Raw genomic sequence first — 25,327 nt, forward strand, 5'->3', positions numbered from 1 at the left:
AGCACTATCGCCGGTCACTGCCACGACGAACCGTGCATTTATAGCGATGAATCGAGTTAGATGAAATGAAATTTCTGCATTCGATGGTCCGCGTCTCCGATCCCGAAGCGACTGTTGCATTCTTTCAACTCCTCGGCCTCGAGGAGCGCCGCCGGATGGAGAACGAGAAGGGTCGCTTCACGCTCATTTTCCTCGGCGTTCCGGGCGACGAAGGCGGGGAAGTCGAGCTCACCTACAATTGGGACGAAGCCGGCTATTCGGGCGGCCGCAACTTCGGCCACCTCGCCTACCAGGTCGACGATATATACGAGACGTGCCACCGGCTAATGAAGGCCGGCGTGACCATCAACCGGCCACCGCGCGACGGCCATATGGCGTTCGTCCGATCGCCCGATTCAATCTCCGTCGAGCTGCTTCAAAAAGGCGGCGCACTCCCGCCGGCCGAGCCATGGGCGTCGATGCCCAATACGGGCGAGTGGTGATGCTCGAAATCGTCGCGGTCCCCGCCTTCACCGATAATTACATCTGGCTGGTGCACGATGCGCCAAGCGGCGAAACGGCGGTGGTGGATCCGGGCGATGCCGGGCCTGCCTTGGCCGAGGCGGGGCGGCGCGGTTGGACCATCAGCCAGGTCTGGAACACCCATCACCATTGGGATCATTCGGGCGGCAATGTCGCGATGAAGGAAGCGACCGGCTGCACCGTGTCCGGTCCAGCAGCGGAGAAGATTCCGGGCCGCGATGTGGCCCTTTCCGAAGGCTCCCAATTGCGCATCGGGGATCATGTCGGCCGGGTGATCGAAATCCCCGGCCACACGCTCGGTCATATCGCCTTGATATTCGACGATCCCCGTCTCGCCTTTGTCGGCGATACCTTGTTCGCAATGGGCTGCGGCCGGCTGTTCGAAGGCACCGCCGAGCAAATGCACGATTCGCTCCAGCGGCTCGTGTCATTGCCGGGCAAAACGGCGCTTTATTGCGGCCACGAATATACGCTCGCCAACGCCCGTTTCGCGATTCACGCGGAGCCGGGCAATGCCGCAATCGCCGCCCGGCTGAAGGAGGTGGAGGCGCTGCGCGATGCCGGCGCCATCACCCTTCCGACCACCGTCGCGCAGGAACGTGAAACCAATGTCTTCGTTCGAGCTACAAAGGTGGAAGAGTTCGCGCGTTTAAGGGCGGAGAAAGACAGCTTCCGTTCATGAACTGAAGCGCCATCTCCCAGCGCGGACAGGGAATTCGTGAGGAGGCCAAAATGCGAAGCATCTCTCTCCTTCTGATCGGCGCTGCGCTCGCCGGCTGCTCGACCGCTCCGCCGCCACCGGCAATGCGCACGGCGCAAGGCCAGGACCAGTATCAACGCCTGCTTGCCGGCAAGGTCGCCGGCCCGCCGATGAGCTGCATGCCAACCTTTCGTGCCGACGATATGCGGGTGATCGACGAAGACACGGTCATCTTCCGTCAGAGCGGCAACCGGGTCGTCCTCGGGCATTTCGCCGGCGGGTGCAACATGCTCGGGCAGCCGGGCTACGCGCTGGTGACAAAGCAACTCGGGGCGTCGGGCCTGTGCCACGGCGACATCGCTACCGTCGTTGACACTCACTCCGGCTTCACCGTCGGCAGCTGCGTGATCGGCGACTTCATCCCCTACACGGCGGGCTAGGCCTTAACGCTTGTAGAGCGCGGCGAGCCGCTCGCCGTACACCTGACCAATCACGTGCCGCCGGATCTTCAATGACGGCGTCAGCTGCTCATTCTCGATGGTGAAGGCGTCGTCGGCGAGGATGAAGCGGCGAACCTTCTCGATCACCGACAGGTCGGCATTGACGCGATCGACCGCTGCCTGAAGCCGGCTATGGAGGTCGGGCTCTGAAGCAATTTCCGGATCGGGCACGATCAGCGCGACAAGGTGCGGACGGCGATCGCCATAAACCATCGCCTGGGCAATCTCGGGCTGGATCGTGAGCATTCCCTCGATGCGCTGGGGCGAAACATTGTCGCCCTTGTCGTTGACCAGGATATCCTTCTTGCGGTCGGTAATCTTGATCCGACCCTTGTCGTCGAAATGGCCGACGTCCCCGGTCGCGAGCCAGCCGTCATCGCTCAAGACCCGCGCGGTTTCCTCCTCGTTGCGCCAATAACCGTGCATCACGAGTTCGCCGCGCACCATGATCTCGCCGTCATCGGCGATGCGCACTTCCGTGTTCTTCACCGGCGGGCCAACCGTATCGAGCCGAATGCCGGCGCTGGGCCGGTTGCAGGCGAGCACCGGCCCGGTCTCGGTTTGGCCGTAACCCTGCAAGAAGGTGATGCCGATCGACTGGAAGAACATGCCGACTTCCGGGTTGAGCGGTGCGCCGCCCGACACCCAGGCCTTCTGCCGCTTGCCGATCTTGTCGCGAATCTTCCTGCGCAAGGTCAGCGACAGGATGCCGTCCATTGGCAGGTCCCACGGCTTGAACTTACCCGCCGCCTTGTCGCCGCCGATTTTCATCGCCCGGTGAAGCAGATATTTGGAAAGCCCGCCGGTAGACTCGATCGACTTGATGATGCGCGCCCGGAGCATCTCGAACAGCCGCGGCACGACCACCATGATCGTCGGTTGCACGTCCTCGATATTGGCGGCGAGCTTCTCCAGGCTCTCGGCGTAATAAATCTCCGCGCCGAGCGCGATCGGGAACAGCTGCCCGCCCGTATGCTCATAGGCGTGGCTGGCCGGAAGGAAGGACAGGAACACCTCGTCGCCCCAGCCGAAGTCAGTCGAGATGATGTCGGTCGCGCCCTCGCAATTGTGGAGCAGCGCGCCATGGTGGAGCTTCACCCCGCGCGGCGCCCCGCCGGTCCCGCTGGTGTAAATGATGCACGCAAGCTCATCGCGCCCGACGCCGGCGATCTGTTGCTTGAGCGATGCCACGTCGGCGTCGCCTGAGGTTAGCCTGGCCCAGCTGTGGCACTGCACCCAATCGGGCACCTGGCCTGAGCGGATGTCCTCCATGCCGATCACATGGTGGCATTCGGTCGAGGTCAGCACCGCCGGAACCAGGTTCTTGGCCAGCTTCTGGTTCGAAACGATCACTGCCCGCGCGCCCGAGTTGCCGAGGATATGCGCATGATCGCGCTCGGTGTTCGTGGTGTAGGTGGGGACCGTGACGCAGCCCGCGGCCATGATGCCGAGGTCGGCGATCAGCCACTCGGGCCGGTTCTCGCTCACCAAGCACACGCGATCGCCCGGATGAAGGCCGATGCGCTTCAGCGATTCGGCCAACGCCGCGACCTGCCGCGCTGCTTCAGCCCAGCTGATCGGCCGCCACTCGCCCTCGCGCTTGGCCCACAAGAAGGGCTGGTCGCTCTTTTCCTCGGCCCGAGCCAGGAACATGGCGATGAGATTGTCGAAATGTTCGAGCTGACGCGCCAACCTTCTCTCCCCGCTGCGCTTCTTAGCGGAATGAAATGACAGCGCCACCGTCCCTCGGCTAGGCGGAGCGGATGCGTATCTTTCGACCGCTTTCGTGCCTGTTCGCCATCGCTAGTCTCGCGTCGTGCGCGCCGACCCCCGCCCAATCAGCCAGCTCGGCTTCCGCCGATGCGCCGTTCGTGATCGCTGCCAATCCGCTCGCCGCGCAGGCGGGGCTCAACGTGCTGAAACGCGGCGGCAGCGCGGTCGATGCGGCGGTCGCGGTCCAGGCGATGCTGAGCCTGGTCGAGCCGCAAAGCTCTGGTGTCGGCGGCGGCGCCTTCATGACCTATTACGATGGTCGGACGCATAAGATCGTCGTTTACGACGGGCGCGAGGTGGCGCCGGCGCAGGCGGTGTCGACCATGTTCCTCGGACCGGATGGCCAGCCGCTGCCGTTCAATACCGCCGTGGTCAGCGGGCGTGCGACCGGCGTTCCGGGCGCGGTCAGGATGCTCGGTCTCGCGCATGACGAGCATGGCAAGCTGCCGTGGTCGACTTTGCTCGGCGACGCCGAGCGCACGGCCGATCAGGGCTTCATCGTCAGCCCCCGCCTCGCCAAGATGATCCATGCGGATTGGACCGAGAACCATCAGCCCGACGTAATCGCATACTTCTCCAAACCGGGCGGCGGCCTGCTCAACGCGGGCGATCGGCTGGTCAACAAGCCCTATGCCGAATTCCTGAAGCGCCTCGCGGCCCAGGGGCCTGCCGCGCTTTATTCGGGATCGACCGCCGCCAAGATCGTCGCCCGCACCCACGCGGCTCCGCTGGCGGGGACGATGACCATGGCCGACTTGGCAGCTTACAAGCCGATAAAGCGTGATCCGCTGTGCAAGCCCTATCTGGGGCTGGTCGTCTGTGTGCCGCCGCCGCCGGCCAGCGGCGTCGGGCTGCTGGAACTGCTCGGGATCCTTCAGCAGACCGATATCACCGGGCGCGGCCCCGACGACCCGCGCACCTGGTTCCTGTTCGCCGAGGCCAGCCGCCTGATGTACGCCGACCGCGACAAATATGTCGGTGATCCGGCGTTCGTGAGCGTGCCGGTCGAAGGGCTGCTCGACCCCGACTATATCGCCCAGCGCGCGAAGCTGATCGGGACGACTGCAGGCCCGCCGCCCGCCGCCGGCGTGCCACGCGAGGCGGTCGTCGCCGGCCTCGACAAGACGCTAGAGCCGACCGGCACCTCTCACTTCATCATCCGCGATCACGACGGCAACGTGGTGTCGATGACGACCACGGTCGAAAGCATTTTCGGCACCGGGCGGATGGTCGACGGCTTCTTTCTCAATAACCAGCTGACCGATTTCTCCTTCGCGCCGGTCGACGACCAGGGACGCCCGGTCGCAAACGCCGTGGCGGCTGGCAAGCGCCCGCGCTCGTCGATGACTCCGGCGATCATCATGACCCGCGGCGGTGAGTTCGCCGGCGCGATTGGCTCTGCCGGGGGCAATGCTATCCTTGCCTATGTCGGCAAGTCGATGGTCGCGGCGATCGACTGGGGACTGCCGATGAGGGATGCGCTCGCGGCCCCGAACCTCGTCGCGAGAGGGCCCAACTTCAACGGCGAGGTCACGAAATTCTCGCCCGAGATGCTGGCGAAGCTGAAGGCCATGGGCATCGATCTGAAGCCCGGACAGGGCGAGGATTCGGGGCTGACCGGCGTGATGATGCGCTATGGCAAAGTCGACGGCGCCGCAGACCCGCGCCGCGAAGGCGTGGTGCTGACCCTGCCGCGCTAGATCGCGCTGCCGACCGCGTCCGAAATGCTGGTGAACCCGTGAAGCCGCAGGCGCTTGGCGAGGCCGAGCGCGATCCGCCGCGCGATCCCGGGCCCGTCGTAGACCATCGCAGAGTAAAGCTGGACCAGGCTCGCGCCGGCGCAAATCCGCTCCCACGCGTCGTCGGCATTGGCGATGCCGCCGACTCCGATCAGCGGCATCTCGCCGCCAGAGGCTGAGCGGAACTCGCGCAGCGCCTTCAGCGCCAGCGACTTGAGCGGCGCGCCCGACAGGCCGCCCTGCTCATCTTTGAAGCGCGACTTGAGCGTCGGCCGCGACACGGTGGTGTTGGCGACGATGATGGCGTCGACCCGATGCTGCATCGCAACCCGCACGATCTGGTCCGGCTCGGCCTCGCCAAGATCGGGTGCCACCTTCAGGAATATCGGCGGGCCCTTCGGCGAGCGGGCTTCGTCGATCGCCGAGAGCAGCGCCCTCAACGCTCCTTCGTCCTGCAGTTGACGGAGGCCCGGGGTGTTGGGAGAGCTGATGTTGATGGTGAGATAATCGGCGACTCCGCTCATCGCGCGGACGCCGGCAACATAATCGGCGACGCGGTCCGCGCTGTCCTTGTTGGCGCCGATGTTGACCCCGATGATCCCGTGCATGTGGCTGCACCGCTGCAGCCGCTCGAACGCGGAGGGCTGTCCCTGGTTGTTGAAACCCATGCGGTTGATGACCGCCTGATCCTCGCTGAGCCGGAACAGGCGCGGCTTGTCGTTGCCCTGTTGCGGGCGCGGTGTGACCGTTCCAACTTCGACGAAGCCGAAACCGAGGCTCAGCATCTGCTCGGGAACCTCGGCATCCTTATCAAACCCGGCTGCGAGCCCGACCGGCGACGGGAAGTCGAGGCCCGCCACGCGCGTGCGCAGCGATGAGGGCAAAGTCGCGGGCCGATGCGTCCGCATGAACTTGAGCGCCGCGATGGTCGCGCGATGCGCGCGCTCGGCGTCGAGCGCGAAGGCCAGAGGACGGATCAGCGGGTAAAGATGCACGCCGCACCGTCTGTCAGGTTGTGTTTTCCGGCGCAAATCCCTAAATCGGACTGGAAAGCTCCGAATTAGCCATGCGCCTGAGCCACCTAGCCGATTATGCGGTCGTGTTGATGACCGCCGCCGCTCGCCGGCCCGATGGCGCGCGTCTTAGCGCGACCGAGCTGTCTGGCGAGACCGGCGTTCCGCTTCCCACCGCGCAGAAATTGATGGGCCAGCTCGCCGGCTGCGGCTTGCTGACCAGCTTCCGCGGTGCCGGCGGCGGCTTCGCCCTCGCACGGGCGGCGAGCGAGATCAGCCTCGCCGACATCGTCGAGGCGGTCGAAGGCCCGATCGTGATGACCGTCTGTTCGGGCCAGGAAGGCGTGTCCGACTGCGCGCTCGACGCCCACTGCCGCGTCAAGCCGCACATGGGCGTCGTCGGCAATGCGGTGCGCGGCGCTTTGGGTGCCGTGACTTTGACGGAGCTCGCGCAATGAACGAGGCCGTCAAGAACCGCGAGATCAAGGAAAAGATCGCCCAGGATTACGAGTGGGGCTTCTCGTCCGACATCGAGCAGGAGTTCGCGCCCAAGGGCCTGAGCGAAGATACCGTCCGCTTCATCTCGGCCAAGAAGGGCGAGCCCGAGTGGATGCTCGACTGGCGCCTGAAGGCCTATCGCGCCTGGCTCGAGATGGAGGAGGTCAGCTGGGCCAAGCTCGACATCCCCGAGATCGATTACCAGGACGCTTATTATTACGCGGCGCCCAAGGCGAAGCCCAAGCTTGGGTCAATCGACGAGGTCGATCCAGAAATCCTCCGCGTCTACGAAAAGCTCGGCATCCCGATCGAGGAGCAAAAGGTGCTCGCGGGCGTGGAGGGGGCGCGCAAGGTAGCGGTCGACGCGGTTTTCGACAGCGTCAGCGTCGCGACCACCTTCCGCGAGGAGCTGAAGAAGGCCGGAGTCATCTTCCTCTCCATCAGCGAGGCGATCCGCGAATATCCGGAGCTGGTTCAGAAATATCTGGGTTCGGTCGTCCCGCAGCGTGACAATTACTTCGCCTGCCTCAACAGCGCGGTCTTCAGCGACGGCACCTTCGTGTACGTGCCGGAGGGCGTCCGCTGCCCGATGGAGCTCAGCACCTATTTCCGCATCAATGCCGAGAATACCGGCCAGTTCGAGCGCACCCTGATCGTCGCCGACAAGGGCGCTTACGTTTCCTACCTCGAAGGCTGCACCGCGCCGATGCGCGACGAGAACCAGCTTCACGCCGCAGTGGTCGAGATCTTCGCGCACGAGGACGCGGAGGTAAAATACTCGACCGTCCAGAACTGGTACCCGGGTGACGCCGAAGGCAAAGGCGGGATCTTCAACTTCGTCACGAAACGGGCTTTGTGCTCGGGCGCGCGCTCTAAAGTGTCGTGGACGCAGGTCGAGACCGGCAGCGCGATCACCTGGAAATATCCGAGCTGCATTTTGAAGGGCGATGGCAGCGTCGGCGAATTCTATTCGGTCGCGCTGACCAACAACCGCCAGCAGGCCGACACCGGCACCAAGATGATTCACATCGGCGCCAACACGCGCTCGACCATCGTATCGAAGGGCATCAGCGCGGGCCGGTCGAACAACACCTATCGCGGGCTGGTCCGGGTGCTGCCGCGCGCCGAGGACGTCCGCAACTTCACCCAGTGCGATTCCTTGCTGCTGGGGAGCGACTGCGGCGCGCACACCGTGCCCTACATCGAGGTCAAGAACCCTACGGCGACGATCGAGCATGAAGCGACGACGTCGAAGATCAGCGAGGATCAATTGTTCTACGCGATGAGCCGCGGGCTCGACCAGGAAGCGGCGGTGGCGCTGATCGTCAACGGCTTCGCCCGTGAGGTGCTGAAACAACTGCCGATGGAGTTCGCGGTCGAGGCGCAGAAGCTGCTCGGGATTTCGCTTGAGGGGAGCGTGGGATGAGCGAGCGCACAGCGATCGATCAGGTCGGACTTGAGCTGCACGAAATGGCGAGGGGCTATGCGACCAAGGCGCAAGAACTCGCGTCTGACCCCTATTTCAGGGCCGCGATTGCGAAAGTCGCCATCTCGGGTTTTGTCTGGGCTCTTTACGATGCCTTTGACGACGCCGCGGCGCGCGCAGTTCTTCACGAAGAACTCAAATCCCAAGGGGAAGCAGTTGGTCGCGCGATTGGACGCGGGGACGAAATTCGTAATGCTTGAGATCACCAACCTTCACGCGACGGTCGCCGACAAACCGATCCTGAACGGTGTGTCGCTCGACGTGCCGGCAGGCGAAGTGCACGCGATTATGGGCCCGAACGGCTCCGGCAAGTCGACCCTTGCTTATGTCCTGTCAGGGAGGCCCGGCTATGAAGTGACCGGCGGCAGCGCGACCTTCGATGGCGCCGACCTGCTTGCGATGGAGCCTTATCAACGCGCCGCGGCAGGCCTTTTCCTCGGCTTCCAATATCCGGTCGAAATACCCGGCGTCAGCTACCTCCAGTTCCTGCGCGAAAGCCTCAATTCGCAGCGGCGCTCCCGTGGAGAAGCGGAACTCAGTGGCGGCGAATTCATCAAGCTGGCGCGAGAGCAGGCGAAGCTGCTCGAGATGGACGCCGAGATACTGAAGCGGCCAGTCAACGTCGGTTTTTCGGGCGGCGAAAAGAAGCGCGCCGAGATGGTCCAGATGGGCATCCTCGCGCCAAAGTTCGCGGTGCTCGACGAGACCGACAGCGGCCTCGACATCGATGCGCTGCGGATCGTCGGCGAAGGCATCAACCGCATCATGCGCGACGCCGGCAAAGGCGTGCTCTTGATCACGCACTACGAGCGCCTGCTCGAGCATGTCCGGCCGGACAAGGTGCACGTGCTTCAGGCAGGCCGGATCACCCGCTCGGGCGACATCGAGCTTGCCCGCGAGCTCGAAAGCACGGGGTACGCCGAGGTCGCCGCATGACCAGCTTCCTGCTCGTCCTCGGCTGTGTCGCCTTCATGTTCGCGATCTACGGCGTGCGCGGGATGCCGGGCCGTGCGGTTGCCGATACCGCGCTGCTCGTCATCTTTATCGGCGCGGTCGCGATCGCCCAATTCGTGCTCGGCCAGTTCTTCGAAACGGGCAACACCGGCAATGTTCTGGTGGTCGGGCTTGCGGCATTGCTCGCCCTCGATTCGCTCTACGGGTTGATGGCGCCCGAGCGGCAGAAGCAGCGCGACAAAAAGCTGCGCCGCCTCATGAAGAAGCGCGCATGACTGCACCCTTCCCCACTCATGCCCAAGAGGAATGGCGCTACGCCGACCTCGGCGCGCTGAAGCCGGTCTGGGAGCAATTTGCGGAAGCCGTGACCTTGACCGTCGGCGCTGGTGAGCGCCTCGAAGAGGTATGGCTCCCGTCGGAAGACGACGTGCAACTGAAGCGAGTCCGCATTGCGCTCAGCGAAGGCGCGAAGGTACGCATCTTCACGCTGAACACGGCGCCCGTTTACGGGCGGATCGAGCTTGAGATCAGCCTCGCGGAGGGCGCTGAGTTCGAGCTGTACGGCGCGAACATCGGCACCGGCGTTTCGACCAACGAGATCGTCACCAACGTTCGCCACATCGGCGTCGGCGGCCGCTCGCGCCAGGTCATCCGCAGCGTTTTGAACGGCAAGGCGGTCGGCTCTTACCTCGGCAAGGTCGAGGTCGCGCGCGGCGCCCAGCAGACCGACGCCGAGCAATCGGTGAAGGCGATGCTGTTGGACCGCGGGGCGACCGCCAACTGCAAACCGGAACTGGAGATCTTCGCCGACGACGTGAAGTGCGCGCATGGCGCAACGGTCGGCGAGCTCGACGCAATGCAATTGTTCTACGCCGAGAGCCGCGGGCTCGATCCGGTAAGCGCGCGCGCACTGCTGCTCGAAGGCTTCGTCATGGGCCTGTGGGGCGGCGCGAGCGATCCCGACGCAATCTGCGCCGTCGCACGCGATGCGCTTCGGAGGGTCGTATGAACGCGCCCGCCCGCATCAATTCGCAGCTAAGCGTGCGTGACCAGTTCCCGGCTATCAAGGGCTGGCATTATCTCGACAGCGCCGCGACCGCGCAGAAGCCGCAGGTCGTGATCGACGCAATCACGCAAGCTTATTCGCGCGACTATGCGACGGTGCATCGGGGCGTTTACGAGCGCTCGGCGAGCATGACCGAAAGCTACGAGGCGGCGCGCGCGTCCGCATCGAACCTGATCGGTGGCAAGCCCAACGAGCTGGTCTTCACGCGGGGTGCGACCGAGGCCATCAACCTCGTTGCACGGGTGCTTCCGAAAGAGGGCCGCAACCGGGTCCTCGTTTCGCAGCTCGAGCATCACAGCAACATCGTGCCCTGGCAGCTTGCCGGTTACGAGGTCGACGCGGCGCCGCTCACCCCGGATGGCCAGATCGACCTCAATGCGGCCGAAGCGATGTTAACTGACCAGCACCGCGTGGTCGCTTTCGCTCATGTGTCGAACGTGCTCGGCTCGATGCTTGATGCCAAGCGCGCGGCCAAAATTGCGCATTCGAAGGGTGCATTGCTGCTGCTCGATGGCTGCCAGGCGGTGCCGCGCTTGCCGGTCGACGTCGCCAGCATCGGCGCCGACTTCTACGCATATTCCGCGCACAAGCTTTACGGCCCTACCGGGATCGGCTGCCTGTGGGGCAAGGCCGAGCTGCTGGCGGGAATGCCGCCATGGCAGGGCGGCGGCGCGATGATCGAGAAGGTCACGTTCGAGGAAACCACCTTCCTCGATCCGCCCGCACGCTTCGAAGCCGGGACGCCGCACATCGTCGGCGCGATCGGCCTCCATGCAGCCGTGAACTGGGTCGACAAGCTGGGTCTTGACGCGATCCATGCGCACGAATGCGCGCTGGTCGCCGAGACCCGCGCGGCGCTCGGCCGCGTTCCCGGCGTCACGCTCTACGGCCCCGAAGATTCCGCCGGAATCGTCAGCTTTAATGTCGACGGGGTGCACGCGCACGACACCGCCACCATATTGGACGACGCGGGCGTCGCCGTCCGCGCCGGGCACCATTGCGCACAGCCCTTGATGCGCGTGCTCGGCGTCGAGGCGACCGCGCGGGCGAGCTTCGCGGGGCACAGCGACAGCTCGGACATCGAGGCATTGGTGCGCGGGGTCGAGCAGGTGAAGCGGATCTTTTCGAGATGAACCGCGAGAAGAAGATCGAGACCGAAGAGGTCGATGCGGTGGCGCCGCCGCCGCGCGCCCGCGTGACTCCGGAGTTTGAGCGCAAGAAGGATTACCTTGCCGGCTTCCTTGCGGGCGAAGCGCCGGAAGTGTCGGTGGCCGGTCCCGGTGGCGACCTCCAGGCCGCGATCGTCGAAGTACTGAAGTCGATCTACGACCCGGAAATCCCGGTCGACATCTACGAGCTGGGCCTGATCTACGACGTCGATGTCAGCGAGGACGGCGACGCGACGATCACCATGACCCTGACGACCCCCCACTGTCCGGTCGCGGAATCGCTACCGCAGGAAGTCGAGCTTCGGGCTATGTCCGTGCCGGGCGTTCGCGATGCGGTCGTGAGCCTCGTCTGGGACCCGCCATGGGACCCGTCGAAGATGAGTGATGAAGCCCGCCTGGAATTGGGAATGCTGTGAACAAGGAAACCAAACTCCGCGCCCGGCCCGCGGCCATCGTCCTGACTCCGGCCGCCGAGCAGCGCATTGCCGACCTGATGGCGCGCGCTCCCGAAGGTGCGATCGGCGTAAAGCTCTCGACCCCGCGCCGTGGCTGCTCGGGGCTCGCTTATTCGGTCGATTATGTGACCGAGGAGCAGCCGTTCGACGAGAAGATCGAAACGCCTGGCGGCACATTCTACGTCGACGGGTCATCGGTGCTGTACCTGATCGGATCGACGATGGACTGGAGCGAGGACGATTTCGCCGCCGGCTTCGTGTTCGAAAACCCGAACGCCAAAGGCGCTTGCGGCTGCGGCGAAAGCTTCACCGTCTAGGCCAAAGCTGCTAATCTCCCTCGCTGAAGGGAGATTGTTTCGATGCTCCTCCTAGCTGCCGCCGCATTCCTCGCGGCACCTCAAGCGATCGGCGACATGCCGACGATCAACCCCAAAGCGAACCAGCCCGCCAATTGCCCGGCGACCTCGCGCTATGAGGCGAGCAAGCGCGGCAAGGCGCCCAAGGCGCGGAAACTCGGCGAGCTTCCCGATGCCGACGTCTATCGCGCGGTCTATCGAAAGATTGGCCAATGCGAGGCACCGATCATCGTCAAATATGGAGTCGTCGGCCGCTAACTATTCGAAGGGGAAACCTGCATGTCTTCGCGTGCACTGACCATGCTCTTCGCGATCGTCGCTTATGCGATCTTCTTCGCGACCTTCCTCTACCTTGTAGTCTTCGTCGGCGACCTCGCCTTCTCGTCGCGCACGGTCGATGTCGGTCCCGACTCGCCTGTCGCAGCGGCGGTCGTCATCGACCTCATCCTGATCGCCATGTTCGGCCTCCAGCACAGCGTCATGGCCCGCCAGGGCTTCAAACAGAAATGGACGGCGGTCGTGCCGCAGCCGGCCGAGCGCAGCGTCTATGTGCTGTCGGCTAGCATCATGCTGATGATCCTGTTCCTGTTCTGGCGGCCGATCGATGCCGTAGTCTGGAACGTGACCAGCCCCGCGCTGCACGACATCATCTGGGCATTGTTCTGGGTGGGTTGGGGAACGGTGCTTCTAAGCACCTTCCTGATCAATCATTTCGAGCTGTTCGGGCTTCAGCAGGCTTGGCTCTATTGCCGCGGCCGCGAATGCGCCAAGCCCGAGTTCCGCCAGCCGCTGCTCTACAAATGGGTTCGACACCCGCTGTACCTGGGCTTCTTCCTTGCCTTCTGGGCGGCGCCGGAAATGACCGCGGGGCACCTGCTGCTGGCCGCCGGAATGTCAGCCTACATGTTGATTGCAATCCGCTATGAGGAGCAGGACCTTATCGGCCTGTTCGGCAAGGATTATGAAAATTACCGCGAGCAGGTTGGCATGCTGACGCCGCGATTCAGGCGGCGGAGCTCATAGAACTCCACCGCCTGGTCCCCTCCTGATCGCTAATTAGAAGCCGAGCGAGAAACGCAGGGCCGCGCCAACGTCGGCCGGCGCCGCGGCGATGTGGCCTGGCTGGCGACGGTAGAACAGGTTCCCGCCGAGCCAACCCTTGCCGCCGAACAGGCCCGAGCCATAGCTGAGCTCGGTATCCAGCTCGCGCCCGTTTGGACGAAGCGACATGGTGGCCATGGTGTCGGTCGCGGTGCCGGTCCCATAATCGTAGGACGTCGGCAGCATCATGGCGAAACCGCCATGCTCGATCCGCAAGGGCTGCGAGAACCGCAGGCCGAGCCGGTCGGTCATGCTGAACAAGCCCGCCTTGCCCAGGTCGAACGCATAAGCGCCGCTCTGGAAATTGCCGCCGGCGAAATCGGTCCAGCCGCGCCGGGCGGTGACGTTAGCCGAGAGGCCCTTGCCGAAATCGTGGCTGGCTTCGGCATCGAGGAACATGGAGGTCGAGCCGCCACCGCCGAGGATGTTGCTTAGTCGGCCGCCAAGCAAAGACTGCTTTTCTTCGAGCCGGGTCATCCCGAGCGACAGCCAATTTCGGCCAAAACTGTGATCGACCGCGAGGCTGGTCAGCCGATAGGGCGAGCCCGTGGCGCTAGTCCTGAGGTCCTGCCACACGTTGCCGGTTTCGCCCGCGAAGGTGACACCAAACCTTCCGACTTCGCGGCGAAGCGCGATGCTGCCGTTGCTGCGGGCGGTGAAGCCCGGGTCGCCGGCGACGTCGCGAGCGACGAGGAAAGCGCCGCTGCCCACGCCTTGAAGGCGCCGCTGCATCGACTTGGCCCCTTCGGCGAAACCGAACGCAACCGCGGTCTTCTCGTCGACCTTGGCCACCGCCGAAGCGGCAATCAGCTGCGACTTGCGGATATCGTCCGGGCCGATGCCGGTGCGCGCGACTTCGAATCCGTAAGGAAGGTCGCGGCGCTGCTTGACGGTCATCGCCACGCTTACCGGGCCGGCGGCGATATTGCCGACGCGGACATCGTTGCGGAGCGATCGTGCAAGCGGCGAATCCGGCTGCGCGACACTCAATGTCTTGGCCAGGTTCAGCACATAGGCACGGCTGTACCCATCGAGAATCACGGCTCCCAACGATTTGGTCGTGACTGCGTCGCCCGAGGCGGACGGCATGTCACCGTTGTCCATGCCCACCGGCACTTGGCTATCCGCCATGCTGGTGGCGCCGATCGGCTGGAAGGCGCGGGCTATGTTGAGCGCCCCGTGACCATAAGTCGTATCGACACCGGTCGCGCCCAGATCGTCGCCGGTCGAAAGAAGGATCTCAACGATCTGCTTACCGGTGAGGTTCGGGAACGCCTGCGCCATTAGCGCGACCGCACCGCTGATTGTCGGCGCCGAGAAGCTGGTTCCCGACCACAGGAACTGCGTCCCGGTTTCGTCCGGCGCGCGATCGTCGACGCCAACCGCCATCAGATAATAGGCCGCGCCGGTTCCGGCGCGATCGGAGAAACTGGCGATGCTCGTGCCGTTGGTGTTGAGCGCTCCGGCGATGATCACGGATCCCGCGAACTGCTTGGCCGGGGTTAGTGCGAACGGATCGGGGTTGGGTGTGCCGTCATTGCCGGCGGCGATGACGATGACGATGCCGGCATTGACCGCACGCTGCATCGCAGCGAGCAAGGTCGAGCCGGGCGACGATCCACCAAGCGACAGGTTGATGACCTTCGCGCCCGCCTGTCGCGCCGCATCGATGCCGGCGGCAATCGCATCGTCGTAGAACGAACAGCCGTCTTTGGTCGCGCAGGAGCCGGGCTCATCGGCGCGGAAGTTGACGATCGTCGCGTCGAACGCGACACCCATGGTGTTTGAATTATTGCGCCCCGCCGCGGCGACCGCGCTCACCGCGGTGCCGTGCCCGCCTTCATCGCTCACGCCACGATTGCCGGCGACATCGCCACTGGCTGGGTCGATACGCCCCGCGAATTCGCTGAGGCTCGGATTGATGCCGCTGTCGACGATTCCGATCTTCACGCCCTTGCCGGTCGCGCCCGCGTCATAGGCGGCGATCGCATCGGCAGCGACGGAGTAGGTCGAGGCCTTATATTCCGTCGTGTTGAAGGCTGACGACGGCGAGGGTGTGGGTGTCGGGCTCGGAGTCGGCGATGGAGTCGGACTCGGCGTTGGGCTCGGCGTCGGGGACGGAGTCGGACTTGGAGTCGGCGACGGCGTCGGACTGGGAGTCGGGCTCGGTGACGGCTTCGGAGTCGGAATCGGCAAGGGGGCGCTGCCACCGCCGCCGCCGCCGCAAGCCGACAGGCTGAAGGCCAAAACTACCGCGCACGCAGTGGTGCCCAGAAACCGCCCGGTCATTTTCTTACTCCCGCTCAAGCCGTTGAAAACGCACGGCTTCCCAGTTGCGCTTATGGTTACCAAATCCTTTCAATTTGCTTAAGGAACATTAGCCGCTAGGGCCTCCCAACCCTTATGAACCCCCGTCTCGCCCACATTCGCGACTGGATTTTCGACCTCGATAATTGCCTGTACCCGGCGTCGACCGGCCTCTTCGCGCTGATCGATGAGCGCATGGGCGCCTACATCCAGCGCCTGCTCGGCTGCGATCCAGTTGAAGCCAAAACGGTCCAGAAAAAACATTTCCACGAGCATGGCACGACGCTCGCTGGCTTGATGAAGGAACATGGCGTGGACCCCCACGACTTCCTCGAAGACGTCCACGATATACCACTCGAGCGGGTGCAGTGCGACGAGCGACTCGCCCGGCTATTGCCGCGGCTTCCCGGACGCCGCTTCGTCTTCACCAACGGCGACGCGCCTTATGCCCGCCGGGTGCTCGAACGAATCGGCGTCGGAGAGCATTTCGAGCATCTCCATGACATTCACGCGAGCGAGCTCCGGCCGAAGCCCGACCCGCACGGCTATGAGCTTATTTGCACGCGGTTCGGGATCGACCCTGCCCATGCCCTGCTTGCCGACGACATGATCCAGAACCTGGCGCCGGCGAAAGCGCTGGGAATGACGACTGTGTGGGTGGACAATGGCTCCGAGCGCGGCGACCACGGCTTCGCCGAGGAGTCGTTCGACTATCGGGTTAGCGATATCGGGGACTGGCTAGAGACGGTGCTGGGGGACGACGAGTGAGCGATAAACTGCGTGCGGTCATTGAGCAGGCGTGGGAAGACCGCGACAAGATCGGCGCCGAGACTGGCGGCGAGGTGCGCGAGTCGGTGAATACCGCAGTTGCCGCCCTCGACAGCGGCGAAGCCCGCATTGCCGAAAAGCAGGGGGCAGACTGGACCGTCAATCAATGGCTGAAGAAGGCCGTGCTGCTGTCGTTCCGGCTCAACCCGATGGAGACGATCTCCGGTGCGCCCGGCGACGCAAGCTGGTGGGACAAGGTGCCATCGAAGTTCGTCGGCTGGGGCGCGCAGCAATTCTCCGCTGCGGGCTTCCGTGCGGTGCCAGGTGCGATCGTTCGCCGCGGCGCCTTCATCGCGCCGGGAGCAGTGCTGATGCCGAGCTTCGTCAATATCGGCGCGCGGGTCGGCGAAAATAGCATGATCGATACCTGGGCGACGGTCGGAAGCTGCGCCCAAATCGGAAGCAATGTGCACATCTCCGGCGGTGCCGGGATCGGCGGCGTGCTCGAGCCGTTGCAGGCCGGGCCCGTAATCATCGAGGACGATTGCTTCGTCGGTGCCCGGTCGGAGGTTGCCGAGGGTGTGGTCGTGGAGCGCGGGTCGGTCCTGTCGATGGGCGTGTTCCTCGGCGCCTCGACCAAGATCGTCGATCGCGCCTCTGGCGAAGTGCATTACGGGCGGGTGCCGGCTTATTCGGTGGTCGTCCCCGGTGCGCTGCCCGGCAAGGACGGCGGGCCAGCTCTTGCCTGCGCGGTTATCGTCAAGCGGGTCGATGAACGCACGCGCTCCAAAACCAGCATCAATGAGCTGCTCCGCGACTAGATAAGCTGAGCTTATCGGCGGACTCCGCCCATTTGTTGGAACCGCGCAAGGGTGAGCCGGTACATACTGCCCGATGAAACGGGTCGAGCCTTCTCAGTTCGAGCGCAATTGCGCGGACGCCGCTGGTGCTCCGGACGTCTACGGCCATGCCGTGATCCGGACCCAGATGAACCGCAGCGACTGGCTGATCCTTATCGCCCTCGCGGTGATCTGGGGCAGCGCCTTCATGTTCATCGGCGTCGCGGTCCGCCACGTGCAGCCGCTGACCTACGTCTGGCTCCGCGTCGCGATCGCGGCGGCGGGGATGTGGGCGTTCGTCAAGTTGAGCGGCGGCAAGGTCGAACTCGGCCGCGAGGTGTGGGGATCAATGATCGTCCTCGCGCTGCTCAACAACGCGATTCCGTTTGCGCTGTTCGGCTGGGGGCAGACCCACATCGCCAGCGGCCTTGCCTCGATCCTCAACGCGATGACCCCGATCTGGGGTGTCGTCGTCGCCCATTTCCTGACGCACGATGAGCGGATGAACCCGCGCAAGATCGTGGGCGTCCTGCTCGGCTTCGGCGGGGTCGCGGTGATGATCGGTCCGTCTCTGCTGTCGAGCCTCGGCGCCAATGCACTGGCGCAGCTTGCCTGCGTTTCCGCCGGCCTGCTCTACGCGCTCGCCGCGGTGTGGGCGCGTCGCTTCCGGGCGCAGGGCGTCACGCCGCTGAGCGTCACAACCGGACAGCTGACTGCCGGCGCAATCATCATGTTCCCGGTCGCGATGATCGTCGACCGGCCGTGGCTTCACGCTGCGCCGCCGCTCAACGCCTGGGGTGCGATCATCGCGCTCGCCTTGCTGTGCAGCGCCTTCGCCTACGTGCTCTATTTCCGGCTGATCGACAGCGCGGGCGCGACCAATGCATTGCTTGTGACTTTGCTCGTGCCGCCAGTTGCGATCCTCCTCGGGGGGCTATTCCTCGGCGAGCATCTCGCCCCGCAGGACTTTATCGGCCTCGCGCTTATCGCCTTTGGGCTTGCGGCGATCGACGGGCGCCTGCTCAGCCTTTTTTCGGGGCGCCGGCTTCCGAAAGCAGCTTAGCCGCCTCGGCACTCGTCCAATCGAGGTCGCCGACGTAGCGCCAGACTTCTTTGCCGTTCGCGTCGTAGAGGATGGTCGTCGGAAGTACGACATCGGGGCCGAGCGCGCCCGAAAGACCCATCTTCGGATCGTGAAAGGCGCCGAGCTCGACGACCTTGAGCTTCGCGAGAAACGCGTCGACCGACTCTTGCGGGCCGGAGTCCTGGCTGACCGCGATCACGCCGAGTTTGCCGTCGTCACGGTGCGCGGCAGCGAGCTTGTCCAGTGTCGGCAATTCCTTGACGCAGGGCGCGCACCAGCTGGCCCACAGGTTCACGAGGACTGGCGCTCCCTTGAAGCTCGCGAGGCTGGTCTCCGCGCCGTCGGGATCGTTGAACGTGACACTCGGCGCCGGTTGGCCCTTGTGGCTGCGGTCGACGCCTTTGACCGGGCCGGCCTGGACGGTCGGGGCGGTTTCGTTCGCCGGGGGGGGCGGGGCCCGGTGGCAAGCGGCAAGCGCCATAACGGCGCAGGAAATGAGGATGAAGCGCATGGCGCCGCCGCTAGCCTAAGCCACGGCGAGCGGCTAGTCGGAGCTGATGAGGTTCGCGCGCCTTGCCTTGCTTGCCGCCGTGATCGGCCTGGCCGCCTGTGGCCGGGTTTCCGATCTCAAGCCCCCGTCGGGCAAATCCCTGCCGGTCAAACCGATGATGGCGCGCACCACGCCGACCGCCGAGCAACTGTTGACCGCACCCCCCTACGCCCGCCCTGACCGCGTGGATGACTTGGTCAAGAAGTCCCAGCCCCGCGCGGCCGATCCGTTCGACCTGCCGCCGCCAACTGGTGGCGCGGCGCCCGCGCTTCCGGCCGGCACCGACCCACAGCCCACCTCCAACGAAACCGGACCCGCGACACCCCGATGACCAATCGCGTTCGTAAAGCCGTCTTCCCTGTGGCGGGCCTTGGCACCCGCCTGCTACCGGCGACCAAGACCATCCCCAAGGAGATGGTCACGATCGTCGACCGGCCGCTGATCCAATATGCCGTCGACGAAGCCCGGGAGGCGGGGATCGAGCAGATGATCTTCGTAACCGGGCGCGGCAAGTCGGCGCTGGTCGACTATTTCGACCATGCTTACGAGCTTGAGGCGACGATGCGCGGCAAGGGCAAGAGCCTCGACGTATTGGAGCCGAGCAACGCTGGCTACGGCGAGGTCGTCAGCGTCCGCCAGCAGCAGCCGCTCGGCCTTGGCCATGCGGTCTGGTGCGCGCGTGACATCGTCGGCGACGAACCGTTCGCGGTGCTTCTTCCTGACGAGCTGATGTTCGGCCAGCCCAATTGCCTGGCGCAGATGATCGACGCCTATGAACAGGTCGGCGGCAATGTTGTCGCCGCGCTCGAGGTGCCGGACAGCGAAACGCACAAATATGGCGTGGTCGATCCCGGCGCGACCGACGGTCGCCTGATCGAGATACTCGGGCTGGTGGAAAAGCCGGCTCAAGGCACCGCGCCTTCAAACCTGATGCTGCCCGGTCGCTACATCCTCCAGCCGGAGGTGATGGAGGCCCTGGATGCGCAGGAGCCTGGCGCGGGCGGCGAAATCCAGCTGACTGACGCGATGGCGAAGATGATCGGCAAGCAGCCGTTCCACGCCTACCGGTTCGAGGGCCAGCGTTACGATTGCGGCAGTGCCGAAGGGTTCGTCATCGCCAATATCGCCATGGGCGTAGCCCGGAGCGGCGAGGTCGGCTCGAAGATCCGCGACTTTCTGAAGGCGATTTAGGCGGCCTCGCCGAGCATCGCGGCAAGCCGGCGGCGCTCGGTTTCGGCGAGTGTCAGCTGCTCGCGCACTTCCTTCAGCTCGATCACCCGGCTGATGACCTTGGCGTCGAGGGTCGCATTGTCGCTGACCAGCTGCTTCACCGCGGTGGCGCGCGTCAAAAGGCGCTCGATGCAGGCGTGAAGCACCTCGAAATGGCAGGGCTTGCGGACCACGCCGTCGGCGCCGGCACGGAAAGCGCAAACTGCCGCGTCAGGGTCGGACCGGCCGACGACCAGCAGCAGCGGCACTTCGCGGTTGATCGGATCTTCCCGGATCATCCGCGCAAATTCGATCCCGCTGGTGCCGGGAAGGTTGATGTCGCACAGCACGAGGTCGACCGGCATCCGGTACATTTCGGCAAGGCCCGTCGAGGCCGAATCCGCAGTCGCGATGCGGTAGCCATATTCCTTGAGGCGCCGGGCCATCACGCTGAGGTAGGCGCGATTGGACTGGATCACGAGGATCCGGGGCTCTTCGCCCGCCGCCTTCATTTCCAGGGTCGCGTTCATGACGCTGGGCTACGGGAAAATGGTTAACGCGGCCTTAGCCTTACGGCTCGAGTTCGACGTCCCAGTAGAGGTAATCGCGCCAGCTATCGTGGAGATAGTTGGGTGGGAAGGCGCGACCGTGCTCTTGCAGCTGCCACGTCGTTGGCCGGATTGGTTCGAGATGAAAACCCATATGCGCTTCGGCCGGGGTCCGGCCGCCTTTGCGCAGATTGCAGGGCGCGCAGGCGGTCGCGACATTCTCCCACGTCGTGCGTCCGCCCTGGGCGCGCGGGATCACATGGTCGAACGTCAACTCGCGCCGCGACCCGCAATAGACGCAGCTGAATTTGTCGCGGAGGAACAGGTTGAACCGCGTGAACGCCGGATACTCGTTGGGCCGAACATAATCGCGCAGCGCGATGACCGACGGCAGCTTCAGCGCGATGCTGGGGCTGTGGACCTCGCGATCGTAATGCGCGACCACATCGACGCGTTCGAGGAACATCGCCTTGATCGCCGTCTGCCACGGCCACAGCGAAAGCGGGTAGTATGACAGCGGCGTATAATCGGCGTTGAGCACCAGCGCCGGGCAGCTTTCGGGATGGCGGATCAGCTCAGGATGATACATGCGAGCGCCAGCAGCCTTTCGTTCGGTTGGTCCGAACTGCAGCTCCCCGGCCCCGTCGCACGTGCCCACTTAAGGGTCTGGGAGGAGAGGGCGCCCGGCCCGTCTTCCCTTGTTGTCCACCGGATGCCAACCCGATGTGACATGGTCATGAATCGAAGATTGCAGACTCGCCGTCAAGAGGGGCGCCGGTGAACATTACGCGCTTTGCGCCGTCGCCGACCGGACGGTTGCATTTGGGCCACGCTTATAGCGCGGTCCTTGGGCACAGCCGCGCGCAGGCCGACGCCGGAAAATTCGTCGTCCGGATCGAGGACCTCGACCAGACGCGAAGCCGTCCCGAATTCATCGAAGCCATCTTCGAAGACCTTCGCTGGCTCGGCCTCGAGTGGGAGGAGCCGGTGCTGGTCCAATCCGAGCGAAACGCGGCGTACGAAGCGGCGCTCAGCGATCTGCGCGATAAAGGGCTGGTCTATCCCTGTTTCTGCACCCGCGCCGATATCACGGCCGCGCTCGAAGCACCCCACGGTCCGGGGAGCCATTATCCGGGCACCTGCCGCAGTCTCCCGGACGACCCCGAGCGTCGGGTCTCGCAGCAACATAGCTGGCGACTGGATGCGCAGCGCGCGCTCGCCGTTGCGGGGCTGCCGCCGTGGCTTGAAGCGGACGGTCAAAGGTTCACGACTTCAATCATCGACTTCGACGACGTGATCCTTGCCCGAAAGGACGCGCCCTCGGCCTACCATCTCGCCTGCGTCGTCGACGATGCGGCCAGCGGCGTCACCTTGGTCACGCGCGGCGCGGACCTGCGCTCCTCGACCCCCATCCAGCGCCTGCTGCAGTCTCTGCTCGGCCTGCCCGAGCCTGCTTATCTTCATCACGCGCTGGTCGCTCACGCCGATGGCCGCCGCCTCGCCAAGCGCGATCAGGCCCCGACACTCGCCGCGATGCGCGAGGCCGGCGTCGACGGCCCCGCGCTTGCGGTCGATTTGCGGGCCGGCAAGCTTCCGCTTGGTTTCGCATTTCGCGACGAGTAGAGCGCGGGCATGAACACGCTCCTGCTCATCCTCCTGCTGCTGGCGATGGCCGCAACCGCTTACGTTCTCGTTCGGGGGGTCATGGCGATGGCGTCGGGCAAGGATGTGAGCGGCGAGCGGCAGCAGGATTACATGCGCAAGCGCGTGCTGTTCCAGGCGGTTGCGATCGTCATTGTGATCCTGATCCTGGTCGTCGCCGGCAAGTCCGGCGGCTGATCCGGCGCGCCTTGGTCAAGCTCAACAAGATCTACACCCGGACAGGCGACGGTGGCAGCGCCGGGCTGGTTGACGGCAGCCGGGTAAGCAAATCGAGCCTGCGCATGGGCGCTATCGGCGACGTTGACGAAGCCAATGCCGCGGTCGGCGTGGCGATTGCGGCGCTCGGCGGCGGCGAGACGGCGCTCCAGCTTCTCAATGTCCAGAACGAGCTGTTCGACCTCGGCGCGGACGTCGCGACCCCCGGCGAGGTCGAGGGGGCGCTGCGCATCGTCGCGAGCCAGGTCGCGCGGCTCGAAGTCGAGATCGACGAGATGAACGACAGCCTTGACCCGCTGACCAGCTTCATCCTTCCCGGCGGATCGCCCGCGGTCGCGGCGCTTCATCTCGCCCGCACGGTGGTGCGCCGCGCAGAGCGCTCGACGGTGGCGCTCAACGAAGCGGAGGCGCTCAATCCGCACCTCCTCGCCTATCTCAACCGGTTGTCCGACCATTTGTTCGTCGCGGCGCGCTTCGTGGCCGCATCGCAGGGCGGTGACGTGCTGTGGCAACCGGGGGCGACGCGATAGCCTGCGGCTATAGAACATATAGCGAACTTTGTACTATACCCGACACTTATTTCGTGGCACTGGCCCCTCTTATGGCCCGGGAAGATTCGAATTCGGCCGCCAGCGCACTGACCGAACGCCTGTTCGCGACGCGCAAGCTCACGCTCGGTCTCGCCGCACCGCTGTCGGATGCGGACGCGGCCATTCAGCCCTTCCCCGATGCTTCGCCGGCCAAATGGCACCTCGCGCACACGACATGGTTCTTCGAGACCTTCGTCCTGCGCGACCATGCGCCGGCCTATCGCCCGTTCGACGAGCGCTGGGCCTACCTTTTCAATAGCTATTACGAGGGCGAAGGGCCGCGCCACGCGCGCCCGAAGCGCGGCATGTTGAGCCGTCCGTCGCTGGACGAGGTTCGCGCCTATCGCGCTTATGTGAACGAGGCGCTCGACAAGGCGTTGCCCACGCTTCCGGCCGAGGCCCTCGCCCTCATCGAGCTTGGCATCAACCATGAGCAGCAGCACCAAGAGTTGTTCCTGACGGATATCCTCGCGACCTTCGCCGAGAATCCGCTGGAACCCGCTTATGCCGAACTTCCGGCCGCCGCCTGCTTCGCGGTCGAGCCCTTAAGTTGGCAGCGCGGGCGCTCGGGCATCGCTGAAATTGGCGCCTCCGGGGACGGTTTCGCTTTCGACAGCGAAACGCCGCGCCATCAGATCATCCTCGCGAGCCATGAGATCGCCAACCGCAAGGTGACCAACAGCGAGTGGCGCGAATTCATCGCCGACGGCGGCTATTCCACGCCGACCTTATGGCTGTCCGACGGCTGGGCGTGGGTGCAGCAGGAGCAGGTCACCGCGCCGCTCTATTGGCGCGACGAAGACAGCGAGTTCACCCTCGGTGGGCGACGCGAGATCGACTGGGCCGCGCCCGTCGCGCACATCAGCCTGTACGAGGCCGACGCCTTCGCCCGTTGGGCGGGCGCGCGCTTGCCGACCGAGGCCGAGTGGGAGGATTACGCCGCCTCGGCCGATCCTCATCTCGGCAACCAGCTCGACGAGGCGGGCCCGGTCGTCCCGCGGCCAGGCGGCGGCGTGTTCGGCGACGTGTGGGAATGGACGCAAAGCGCCTTCGTTTCTTACCCAGGTTTTGCTCCCGCTGCGGGTGCGGTCGGCGAATATAACGGCAAGTTCATGAGCGGCCAGTTGGTGCTGAAGGGCGCGAGCTGCGCGACTCCGCGCGGGCACAGTCGCGCCTGTTACCGCAACTTCTTCCCGCCATCGGCCCGTTGGCAATTCACGGGGGGTCGCCTTGCTCGCGACGCTTGACGACCAAACTATCGCCTTCCGCGACGATGTGCTGGCCGGCCTGTCGGCGCCGATACCGGCGATCCCGGCGCGTTGGCTGTACGACCATCGCGGGTCGGAACTGTTCGACGCGATTACGCGCCTGCCGGAATATTATCCGACGCGGACCGAGACCGCGCTCCTCAGATCGATCATGCCGGACATCGCAAAGCGTGTCCCGAGCGGCGCCGCGGTGGTCGAATTCGGCGCCGGATCGGCGACCAAGACCCCAATCCTGATCGAGGCCGTCGCACCGGCGGCTTATGTTCCGGTTGATATCTCCGGCGACTATCTTGAAGGCAGCGCCGAAGAGCTGCGACACCAATTCCCGTCTCTTGAGGTGATCCCGGTGGTTGCGGATTTCGCCCGGCCCTTTGCGCTCCCGGGCGGGATCGAGCATTTGCGCAAGCTCGGCTTCTTCCCCGGCTCGACCATCGGCAATTTCATCCCCCGCAGCGCGACCGACCTGCTGCGCCAATTTCGTGAGCTGCTCGGCGACGGCGCGTTGCTGCTGATCGGAATGGACCGGGTGAAGCCGGTCGAGCGCCTGATTGCCGCTTACGACGATGCCCAGGGCGTCACCGCCCAGTTTACGCTCAACCTTCTTACGCGGATCAACCGGGAGCTCGACGGCGACATCCCGGTCGATGCCTTCCGCCACGAGGCGCGTTGGAACGACATCTTGTCGCGGATCGAAATTCATCTGGTCGCGCAGCGCGACGTCGATTTCGCTGTTGCCGGCCAGCGCTTCGACTTCGCTGCAGGGTCGTCGATCCACGCCGAAAATAGCCATAAATACGGTGCGCGGGGCGGGCGCGTGCTGCTGCTCGCAGGCGGCTGGACCCCGATCGCTGAATGGACCGACCCCGCCGCCGATTTCGCCGTCATTCTCGCGGAGGCGCAGCCGAACCGATTCGCCCCCTGATTGCAGCGTAACGACCGCGCGGCTAAGCCCGC

General features: G+C 64.8%; 31 protein-coding genes. 25 read left to right on the top strand and 6 right to left on the bottom strand.

Annotated elements, in window-relative coordinates; translation table 11 throughout:
* Window positions 1-65: 65 nt before the first annotated feature.
* Genes AC4K8G_RS07165 through AC4K8G_RS07175 form a run of 3 tightly spaced genes read left to right on the top strand, consistent with a single transcriptional unit; the run spans window position 66 to window position 1,662 of the window.
* On the top strand, window positions 66-482 hold the full coding sequence (locus AC4K8G_RS07165; RefSeq protein WP_491733472.1) for a VOC family protein: 417 nt from the start codon (window positions 66-68) through the stop codon (window positions 480-482).
* Window positions 482-1,204 (top strand): hydroxyacylglutathione hydrolase, encoded by a 723-nt coding sequence (gloB, locus tag AC4K8G_RS07170; protein WP_491734431.1) that lies wholly within the window; start codon window positions 482-484, stop codon window positions 1,202-1,204. Before AC4K8G_RS07165 ends, gloB begins: the two co-directional genes overlap by 1 nt.
* 50 nt (window positions 1,205-1,254) lie before the next feature.
* Window positions 1,255-1,662 carry a hypothetical protein gene (locus AC4K8G_RS07175; RefSeq protein WP_491733473.1) on the top strand — a complete coding sequence of 136 codons (408 nt, stop codon included), beginning with the start codon at window positions 1,255-1,257 and terminating at the stop codon, window positions 1,660-1,662.
* Window positions 1,663-1,665: 3 nt separating this feature from the next.
* Here the strand turns inward: AC4K8G_RS07175 and AC4K8G_RS07180 are convergent, their stop codons facing one another.
* Window positions 1,666-3,375, bottom strand: coding sequence for an AMP-dependent synthetase/ligase (locus tag AC4K8G_RS07180; protein ID WP_491734432.1), 1,710 nt, complete (start codon window positions 3,373-3,375; stop codon window positions 1,666-1,668).
* Window positions 3,376-3,485: 110 nt separating this feature from the next.
* Between AC4K8G_RS07180 and AC4K8G_RS07185 the strand changes: the two genes are divergently transcribed.
* Complete coding sequence (locus AC4K8G_RS07185; RefSeq protein WP_491733474.1) at window positions 3,486-5,195, top strand: gamma-glutamyltransferase family protein; 1,710 nt, start codon at window positions 3,486-3,488, stop codon at window positions 5,193-5,195.
* On the opposite strand, the gene AC4K8G_RS07190 is transcribed toward AC4K8G_RS07185, so the two are convergent.
* Complete coding sequence (locus tag AC4K8G_RS07190; protein ID WP_491733475.1) at window positions 5,192-6,229, bottom strand: quinone-dependent dihydroorotate dehydrogenase; 1,038 nt, start codon at window positions 6,227-6,229, stop codon at window positions 5,192-5,194. The two genes, AC4K8G_RS07185 and AC4K8G_RS07190, sit on opposite strands and share 4 nt — an antisense overlap.
* Window positions 6,230-6,300: 71 nt before the next feature.
* Between AC4K8G_RS07190 and AC4K8G_RS07195 the strand changes: the two genes are divergently transcribed.
* Genes AC4K8G_RS07195 through mddA form a run of 11 tightly spaced genes read left to right on the top strand, consistent with a single transcriptional unit; the run spans window position 6,301 to window position 13,254 of the window.
* On the top strand, window positions 6,301-6,705 hold the full coding sequence (locus AC4K8G_RS07195) for an RrF2 family transcriptional regulator (protein WP_491733476.1): 405 nt from the start codon (window positions 6,301-6,303) through the stop codon (window positions 6,703-6,705).
* The gene (gene sufB / locus AC4K8G_RS07200) at window positions 6,702-8,171 is read left to right on the top strand and encodes a Fe-S cluster assembly protein SufB (protein ID WP_491733477.1); all 1,470 of its coding nucleotides are present in this window, start codon (window positions 6,702-6,704) and stop codon (window positions 8,169-8,171) included. Before AC4K8G_RS07195 ends, sufB begins: the two co-directional genes overlap by 4 nt.
* Window positions 8,168-8,431, top strand: a complete 264-nt coding sequence (locus AC4K8G_RS07205) for a hypothetical protein (protein ID WP_491733478.1) — start codon at window positions 8,168-8,170, stop codon at window positions 8,429-8,431. The genes sufB and AC4K8G_RS07205 overlap by 4 nt, the downstream gene beginning before the upstream one ends.
* Complete coding sequence (gene sufC / locus AC4K8G_RS07210) at window positions 8,424-9,167, top strand: Fe-S cluster assembly ATPase SufC (protein ID WP_491733479.1); 744 nt, start codon at window positions 8,424-8,426, stop codon at window positions 9,165-9,167. Before AC4K8G_RS07205 ends, sufC begins: the two co-directional genes overlap by 8 nt.
* Window positions 9,164-9,460: a hypothetical protein gene (locus tag AC4K8G_RS07215; protein WP_491733480.1), complete on the top strand. Its 297-nt coding sequence runs from the start codon at window positions 9,164-9,166 to the stop codon at window positions 9,458-9,460. The genes sufC and AC4K8G_RS07215 overlap by 4 nt, the downstream gene beginning before the upstream one ends.
* Window positions 9,457-10,194, top strand: coding sequence for a SufD family Fe-S cluster assembly protein (locus tag AC4K8G_RS07220; RefSeq protein WP_491733481.1), 738 nt, complete (start codon window positions 9,457-9,459; stop codon window positions 10,192-10,194). Before AC4K8G_RS07215 ends, AC4K8G_RS07220 begins: the two co-directional genes overlap by 4 nt.
* Window positions 10,191-11,384, top strand: coding sequence for an aminotransferase class V-fold PLP-dependent enzyme (locus tag AC4K8G_RS07225; RefSeq protein ID WP_491733482.1), 1,194 nt, complete (start codon window positions 10,191-10,193; stop codon window positions 11,382-11,384). Before AC4K8G_RS07220 ends, AC4K8G_RS07225 begins: the two co-directional genes overlap by 4 nt.
* A complete protein-coding gene (locus AC4K8G_RS07230; RefSeq protein WP_491733483.1) occupies window positions 11,381-11,836 on the top strand; it encodes an SUF system Fe-S cluster assembly protein in 456 nt (151 codons plus the stop codon). The genes AC4K8G_RS07225 and AC4K8G_RS07230 overlap by 4 nt, the downstream gene beginning before the upstream one ends.
* On the top strand, window positions 11,833-12,192 hold the full coding sequence (locus tag AC4K8G_RS07235) for a HesB/IscA family protein (RefSeq protein WP_491733484.1): 360 nt from the start codon (window positions 11,833-11,835) through the stop codon (window positions 12,190-12,192). The genes AC4K8G_RS07230 and AC4K8G_RS07235 overlap by 4 nt, the downstream gene beginning before the upstream one ends.
* A gap of 42 nt (window positions 12,193-12,234) precedes the next feature.
* Entirely contained in the window at window positions 12,235-12,489 is a 255-nt protein-coding gene (locus AC4K8G_RS07240; RefSeq protein ID WP_491733485.1) for a hypothetical protein, read from the top strand.
* A gap of 21 nt (window positions 12,490-12,510) precedes the next feature.
* Window positions 12,511-13,254, top strand: coding sequence for a methanethiol S-methyltransferase (gene mddA, locus AC4K8G_RS07245; protein ID WP_491733486.1), 744 nt, complete (start codon window positions 12,511-12,513; stop codon window positions 13,252-13,254).
* A 33-nt stretch (window positions 13,255-13,287) separates the two neighbouring features.
* On the opposite strand, the gene AC4K8G_RS07250 is transcribed toward mddA, so the two are convergent.
* The gene (locus AC4K8G_RS07250) at window positions 13,288-15,621 is read right to left on the bottom strand and encodes a S8 family peptidase (RefSeq protein WP_491733487.1); all 2,334 of its coding nucleotides are present in this window, start codon (window positions 15,619-15,621) and stop codon (window positions 13,288-13,290) included.
* A 114-nt stretch (window positions 15,622-15,735) separates the two neighbouring features.
* Here AC4K8G_RS07250 and AC4K8G_RS07255 point away from each other — a divergent pair, with 114 nt between their 5' ends.
* From AC4K8G_RS07255 to AC4K8G_RS07265, 3 genes are all read left to right on the top strand, one after another.
* Window positions 15,736-16,407 carry a pyrimidine 5'-nucleotidase gene (locus AC4K8G_RS07255; protein WP_491733488.1) on the top strand — a complete coding sequence of 224 codons (672 nt, stop codon included), beginning with the start codon at window positions 15,736-15,738 and terminating at the stop codon, window positions 16,405-16,407.
* Complete coding sequence (dapD, locus tag AC4K8G_RS07260) at window positions 16,404-17,228, top strand: 2,3,4,5-tetrahydropyridine-2,6-dicarboxylate N-succinyltransferase (protein WP_491733489.1); 825 nt, start codon at window positions 16,404-16,406, stop codon at window positions 17,226-17,228. The genes AC4K8G_RS07255 and dapD overlap by 4 nt, the downstream gene beginning before the upstream one ends.
* Window positions 17,229-17,301: 73 nt before the next feature.
* Window positions 17,302-18,309 (top strand): DMT family transporter, encoded by a 1,008-nt coding sequence (locus tag AC4K8G_RS07265; RefSeq protein WP_491733490.1) that lies wholly within the window; start codon window positions 17,302-17,304, stop codon window positions 18,307-18,309.
* On the opposite strand, the gene AC4K8G_RS07270 is transcribed toward AC4K8G_RS07265, so the two are convergent.
* Window positions 18,269-18,841, bottom strand: a complete 573-nt coding sequence (locus tag AC4K8G_RS07270; protein WP_491733491.1) for a TlpA family protein disulfide reductase — start codon at window positions 18,839-18,841, stop codon at window positions 18,269-18,271. The genes AC4K8G_RS07265 and AC4K8G_RS07270 overlap by 41 nt on opposite strands.
* 46 nt (window positions 18,842-18,887) lie before the next feature.
* On the opposite strand from AC4K8G_RS07270, the gene AC4K8G_RS07275 reads away from it, so the two are divergent.
* The gene (locus AC4K8G_RS07275) at window positions 18,888-19,211 is read left to right on the top strand and encodes a hypothetical protein (protein WP_491733492.1); all 324 of its coding nucleotides are present in this window, start codon (window positions 18,888-18,890) and stop codon (window positions 19,209-19,211) included.
* Entirely contained in the window at window positions 19,208-20,071 is an 864-nt protein-coding gene (gene galU / locus AC4K8G_RS07280) for a UTP--glucose-1-phosphate uridylyltransferase GalU (protein WP_491733493.1), read from the top strand. The genes AC4K8G_RS07275 and galU overlap by 4 nt, the downstream gene beginning before the upstream one ends.
* Here the strand turns inward: galU and AC4K8G_RS07285 are convergent.
* Together AC4K8G_RS07285 and AC4K8G_RS07290 are read right to left on the bottom strand one after the other, a co-directional pair.
* Window positions 20,068-20,619 (bottom strand): response regulator, encoded by a 552-nt coding sequence (locus tag AC4K8G_RS07285; RefSeq protein ID WP_491733494.1) that lies wholly within the window; start codon window positions 20,617-20,619, stop codon window positions 20,068-20,070. The two genes, galU and AC4K8G_RS07285, sit on opposite strands and share 4 nt — an antisense overlap.
* A gap of 40 nt (window positions 20,620-20,659) precedes the next feature.
* Entirely contained in the window at window positions 20,660-21,226 is a 567-nt protein-coding gene (locus AC4K8G_RS07290) for an HNH endonuclease (protein WP_491733495.1), read from the bottom strand.
* Window positions 21,227-21,414: 188 nt separating this feature from the next.
* Between AC4K8G_RS07290 and gluQRS the strand changes: the two genes are divergently transcribed.
* The 5 genes from gluQRS (at window position 21,415) to egtD (ending at window position 25,295) form a co-directional block, all read left to right on the top strand.
* The gene (gluQRS, locus tag AC4K8G_RS07295) at window positions 21,415-22,260 is read left to right on the top strand and encodes a tRNA glutamyl-Q(34) synthetase GluQRS (RefSeq protein ID WP_491733496.1); all 846 of its coding nucleotides are present in this window, start codon (window positions 21,415-21,417) and stop codon (window positions 22,258-22,260) included.
* Between the two features lie 9 nt (window positions 22,261-22,269).
* On the top strand, window positions 22,270-22,476 hold the full coding sequence (locus AC4K8G_RS07300) for a twin transmembrane helix small protein (RefSeq protein WP_491733497.1): 207 nt from the start codon (window positions 22,270-22,272) through the stop codon (window positions 22,474-22,476).
* Between the two features lie 11 nt (window positions 22,477-22,487).
* Window positions 22,488-23,045, top strand: a complete 558-nt coding sequence (locus AC4K8G_RS07305; protein ID WP_491733498.1) for a cob(I)yrinic acid a,c-diamide adenosyltransferase — start codon at window positions 22,488-22,490, stop codon at window positions 23,043-23,045.
* A 71-nt stretch (window positions 23,046-23,116) separates the two neighbouring features.
* Window positions 23,117-24,352, top strand: a complete 1,236-nt coding sequence (gene egtB / locus AC4K8G_RS07310) for an ergothioneine biosynthesis protein EgtB (RefSeq protein WP_491733499.1) — start codon at window positions 23,117-23,119, stop codon at window positions 24,350-24,352.
* The gene (gene egtD / locus AC4K8G_RS07315; protein ID WP_491733500.1) at window positions 24,336-25,295 is read left to right on the top strand and encodes an L-histidine N(alpha)-methyltransferase; all 960 of its coding nucleotides are present in this window, start codon (window positions 24,336-24,338) and stop codon (window positions 25,293-25,295) included. Before egtB ends, egtD begins: the two co-directional genes overlap by 17 nt.
* The last annotated feature ends 32 nt before the right edge of the window (window positions 25,296-25,327 follow it).

The sequence above is a fragment of the Sphingomonas sp. SP3 genome (assembly GCF_058514305.1).

What these genes read in the sequence shown, in the direction of transcription:
- sufB (WP_491733477.1), top strand. Translation starts at nt 6,702, where the DNA reads ATGAACGAGGCCGTCAAGAACCGCGAGATCAAGGAAAAGATCGCCCAG.
- AC4K8G_RS07290 (WP_491733495.1), bottom strand. Translation starts at nt 21,226, where the DNA reads ATGTATCATCCTGAGCTGATCCGCCATCCCGAAAGCTGCCCGGCGCTG.
- AC4K8G_RS07165 (WP_491733472.1), top strand. Translation starts at nt 66, where the DNA reads ATGAAATTTCTGCATTCGATGGTCCGCGTCTCCGATCCCGAAGCGACT.
- gloB (WP_491734431.1), top strand. Translation starts at nt 482, where the DNA reads ATGCTCGAAATCGTCGCGGTCCCCGCCTTCACCGATAATTACATCTGG.
- AC4K8G_RS07275 (WP_491733492.1), top strand. Translation starts at nt 18,888, where the DNA reads ATGAGGTTCGCGCGCCTTGCCTTGCTTGCCGCCGTGATCGGCCTGGCC.
- AC4K8G_RS07225 (WP_491733482.1), top strand. Translation starts at nt 10,191, where the DNA reads ATGAACGCGCCCGCCCGCATCAATTCGCAGCTAAGCGTGCGTGACCAG.
- AC4K8G_RS07265 (WP_491733490.1), top strand. Translation starts at nt 17,302, where the DNA reads ATGAAACGGGTCGAGCCTTCTCAGTTCGAGCGCAATTGCGCGGACGCC.
- AC4K8G_RS07250 (WP_491733487.1), bottom strand. Translation starts at nt 15,621, where the DNA reads ATGACCGGGCGGTTTCTGGGCACCACTGCGTGCGCGGTAGTTTTGGCC.
- AC4K8G_RS07195 (WP_491733476.1), top strand. Translation starts at nt 6,301, where the DNA reads ATGCGCCTGAGCCACCTAGCCGATTATGCGGTCGTGTTGATGACCGCC.
- AC4K8G_RS07230 (WP_491733483.1), top strand. Translation starts at nt 11,381, where the DNA reads ATGAACCGCGAGAAGAAGATCGAGACCGAAGAGGTCGATGCGGTGGCG.
- AC4K8G_RS07185 (WP_491733474.1), top strand. Translation starts at nt 3,486, where the DNA reads ATGCGTATCTTTCGACCGCTTTCGTGCCTGTTCGCCATCGCTAGTCTC.
- AC4K8G_RS07255 (WP_491733488.1), top strand. Translation starts at nt 15,736, where the DNA reads ATGAACCCCCGTCTCGCCCACATTCGCGACTGGATTTTCGACCTCGAT.
- AC4K8G_RS07220 (WP_491733481.1), top strand. Translation starts at nt 9,457, where the DNA reads ATGACTGCACCCTTCCCCACTCATGCCCAAGAGGAATGGCGCTACGCC.
- AC4K8G_RS07270 (WP_491733491.1), bottom strand. Translation starts at nt 18,841, where the DNA reads ATGCGCTTCATCCTCATTTCCTGCGCCGTTATGGCGCTTGCCGCTTGC.
- AC4K8G_RS07175 (WP_491733473.1), top strand. Translation starts at nt 1,255, where the DNA reads ATGCGAAGCATCTCTCTCCTTCTGATCGGCGCTGCGCTCGCCGGCTGC.
- sufC (WP_491733479.1), top strand. Translation starts at nt 8,424, where the DNA reads ATGCTTGAGATCACCAACCTTCACGCGACGGTCGCCGACAAACCGATC.
- mddA (WP_491733486.1), top strand. Translation starts at nt 12,511, where the DNA reads ATGTCTTCGCGTGCACTGACCATGCTCTTCGCGATCGTCGCTTATGCG.
- galU (WP_491733493.1), top strand. Translation starts at nt 19,208, where the DNA reads ATGACCAATCGCGTTCGTAAAGCCGTCTTCCCTGTGGCGGGCCTTGGC.
- AC4K8G_RS07215 (WP_491733480.1), top strand. Translation starts at nt 9,164, where the DNA reads ATGACCAGCTTCCTGCTCGTCCTCGGCTGTGTCGCCTTCATGTTCGCG.
- AC4K8G_RS07180 (WP_491734432.1), bottom strand. Translation starts at nt 3,375, where the DNA reads ATGTTCCTGGCTCGGGCCGAGGAAAAGAGCGACCAGCCCTTCTTGTGG.
- AC4K8G_RS07300 (WP_491733497.1), top strand. Translation starts at nt 22,270, where the DNA reads ATGAACACGCTCCTGCTCATCCTCCTGCTGCTGGCGATGGCCGCAACC.
- egtB (WP_491733499.1), top strand. Translation starts at nt 23,117, where the DNA reads ATGGCCCGGGAAGATTCGAATTCGGCCGCCAGCGCACTGACCGAACGC.
- AC4K8G_RS07285 (WP_491733494.1), bottom strand. Translation starts at nt 20,619, where the DNA reads ATGAACGCGACCCTGGAAATGAAGGCGGCGGGCGAAGAGCCCCGGATC.
- AC4K8G_RS07205 (WP_491733478.1), top strand. Translation starts at nt 8,168, where the DNA reads ATGAGCGAGCGCACAGCGATCGATCAGGTCGGACTTGAGCTGCACGAA.
- AC4K8G_RS07240 (WP_491733485.1), top strand. Translation starts at nt 12,235, where the DNA reads ATGCTCCTCCTAGCTGCCGCCGCATTCCTCGCGGCACCTCAAGCGATC.